The organism is Staphylococcus sp. EG-SA-2 (assembly GCF_017152085.1).
The window spans coordinates 1-3,303 of the sequence record NZ_JACYHC010000549.1; the positions used below are offsets into that span (position 1 = coordinate 1).

Here is a 3,303-nt window from a genome sequence, read left to right on the forward strand (position 1 = left end):
GCTAAAGGAGCTCGAAACAATAAATTGTTCCAGCTCCTTTAAGCACCGATGTCTTATTTATAATATGTTTGTCTAATATCATCTTTCTTTATACCAAACTGCTTATAGGATTTATCCATTAATTTGGCAATTTTATCTGCCCATCGAATGTCACTCGCATATTGATGTTGCGCAGGATTTTCTGGATTCCATCGCATTTGATATAAATTCAGTTGATTGTTTTCAAAATATTCATTACGAATGAACTTTGCACCACCAATAATCGCCTTATCTGGTGATGTCCATTGTTCCTTTTCAGCATAACTTTTCCCACTACGAACAGCACTACTATCGAATGCTCCTATACCAAAAAAGTTGTAATAGCGTTTTTTCCCATCTTTAATGCCTTTTGCTAATTCTGATTTGCCGTTACCTGTTTCTACTAATGCATGGCTAACAAGATAAATGACATTAACCTCATATTTTTCTTGAGCTTCTAGAAAAACTTTCCCTCGATTTTCTAAAATCCCCTTACCTTTTAGCAATTGGTTAACTTCAGATTCCGACATTGGCACTTTTTCTGTGATATCCATATACTTCATATCATTGTCTTTATGTGAAATAGTCATTGCTTTAGCAATTTCATTATTATTTGCTTCAACAAATTTACCATCCTCTTCTTTTGTCTGTACAATACCTTTCCCTTGTTGCATTGAAACAGCCTCATCAAAAGAGTAATTCACATCATTTTTAAACAATTTAGTTTCATTCACGATGAGTAATACAGCAAAAACAACTAAAATAACTATCAATAGTAGCGTTGAAATGCGTAACTTGAAATTCTTCTTCATATAGACAAAACCTCATTTTTCTTACTTAGACAATAAAAAATATGCCACTACAATCGCTAATATTACGATTAAAAAAGAAGCGTTAACGATTACTTTCATCGTTGTTCTATCTCTGAACATCATATTAAAGACAACTAGACTAATTGATAATGAAACAGCAAAAAAAGTAATAGCTAACACTAATTTCATCATAAATAGACAGACTAAACCTATGACTAATAATGTATTAGAAATTACAGCTGACGTTTTTAACATTCTCGAATTAATATGCACTCACCCTTTTTATTTAAATAACTTACATAATCATAATAATACATGATGTTTCATAGGCCTGTCGATGATTGATTCACAATAGCACGTGATTTTTTTGTTTTTCAATATTATTCATTTATTCCATCAAAAACACCCTTTTTAATTTTTACAAAAATTAAAAAAAGTGCTCCTACACTGCTTGCATGTAGAAACACTTTTTCATTGTAATGTTATTCTTCTCGAGACATACCTTTTAGCATATTAAGCATGTATGTTAAACTACGGTTCATGTCGTCATCTTTCAATACGCCCAATAGACTTCTTATAGTTGTCTTAGCATTTGGACTCGCTTGATTGGCAACGTGTAATCCTTTATTAACTTTATTTAGGAAGTCGCTTAAATCTGATACATTGAGTTCACCTAATAAAAATACCATTGAAGCCATATTAGATAATAGCCCTGTATAAATATCTTTATTAAGTTCAACTGCAAATTTATTTATGATGACTTGACGTCCTCGAATTGCACCATTTAAAGCATCTAATAGTTTTGCATCATCTAATGTTTTAATAAGCTTGATTGCTTTTAATATACTATCTTTATTCGCTGCAATTGCCTCTGTAACTTCATTTAAACTTTCTAACTTAATTTGTTCTTCTGATTTTTCTAAGCGTCTAATTTTAGAAGATATTCTCTCAGCCATTATTTATCCACCTGATTTCCCGGGAAAACATAATCTGAACGTTCCCATTTTTTCTGTACTTGAACACTGTACTGCGGATGACGTTTTTTATTGACACGGAAATTATTAGGGTTCAACGGTGACTTACCACGTTTCGTAATTACCTCCAAACGACAGCTAGTACGTTTATAAGATGGTGTATCCGTGTATTGATCAACATCACTATTAGTTAATAAGTTAATTGCACCTAGATCTCCATTTTCCATCGCATCATTATTTAATGGAATATAGATTTCTTTACCTTTAACACGATCTGTCACGTGAACTTGTAATACCGCTTCTCCTGTTTCAGAAATCAGCTTAACTTCTGCACCTTCATGAATGCCTCTATCTTCAGCAAGCTCTGGAGAAATTTCAACAAATGCACGTGGCACTTTGTATTTAATCATTGGTGTTTGATAAGTCATATTACCTTCATGGAAGTGCTCTAACAATCGACCATTGTTTACATGAATATCATAAATTTCATCTTGCTTAAAGTAATTATCAAATGATAATGGGAATAATTTTGCTTTACCATTATCAAAATTGAATCCTTCTAAGTATAGAATAGGCTCATCAGTACCATCAGGTTGTACTGGCCATTGTAAACTATTGAATCCTTCTAAACGATCATAACTTACCCCAGCATATAGAGGTGTTAAGCGTGCTACTTCATCCATAATTTCACTAGGATGCTTGTAATTCCAATCAAATCCTAATCTATTAGCAATTGCTTGGAAAATTTTCCAGTCAGGTTTTGAATCACCAAGAGGTTCTAATGCTTGGTATAAACGTTGAATACGACGTTCGGTATTTGTAAAAGTACCGTCTTTTTCAAGTGAAGGACTTGCTGGCAATACAACATCTGCGTATGTTGCTGTGAATGTTAAAAATTCATCTTGGACTACCATGAAATCTAATTTTTCAAACGCAGCTTGTACAAAATTAATATTTGAATCCACAATACCCGTATCTTCACCATATAAGTACAATGAGTGTACTTCTCCGTCATGTATACCTTCTACCATTTCATGATTATCTTTACCAGCTTTTGGATTCAATTTAACGCCATATTCTTTTTCAAATTTAGCGCGAATATCATCCGCTTCAATACTTTGATAACCAGTAATCTTATCAGGCATACTTCCCATATCACTACATCCTTGAACATTATTATGTCCACGTAATGGATACGCACCAGTACCAGGACGACGATAATTACCTGTTACTAATAATAAGTTTGAAATCGCTGTACTTGAGTCACTACCAATGTCTTGTTGTGTAATACCCATTGCCCAACAAATTACAACAGATTCAGCTTTAGCACATTCTTCAGCAAATTTAATCAATTCTGATTCAGGAATACCTGTTGCTTCTTCAGCAAAAGCCATTGTAAATGTTTCTAATGATTTGTAATATTCATCAAAATCATCTACCCACTCATCAATAAATGCTTTATCGTGTAAATCATGATCAATAATATACTTAGTCACTGC

At 32.9% G+C, this 3,303-nt stretch carries 4 protein-coding genes; all 4 read right to left on the bottom strand.

From position 1 onward, the window contains the following. Positions 1 to 53: 53 nt before the first annotated feature. Positions 54 to 830 carry an N-acetylglucosaminidase gene (locus IDG60_RS09265; protein WP_000739224.1) on the bottom strand — a complete coding sequence of 259 codons (777 nt, stop codon included), beginning with the start codon at positions 828 to 830 and terminating at the stop codon, positions 54 to 56. A 21-nt stretch (positions 831 to 851) separates the two neighbouring features. Continuing rightward, positions 852 to 1,085, bottom strand: coding sequence for a hypothetical protein (locus tag IDG60_RS09270; RefSeq protein ID WP_000921246.1), 234 nt, complete (start codon positions 1,083 to 1,085; stop codon positions 852 to 854). A 227-nt stretch (positions 1,086 to 1,312) separates the two neighbouring features. Next, a complete protein-coding gene (locus IDG60_RS09275; RefSeq protein WP_000840811.1) occupies positions 1,313 to 1,786 on the bottom strand; it encodes a helical membrane plugin domain-containing protein in 474 nt (157 codons plus the stop codon). After that, positions 1,786 to 3,303: molybdopterin oxidoreductase family protein (locus IDG60_RS09280; protein ID WP_206160641.1), on the bottom strand; the 1,518-nt coding region annotated here is incomplete at its 5' end. The genes IDG60_RS09275 and IDG60_RS09280, both read right to left, overlap by 1 nt.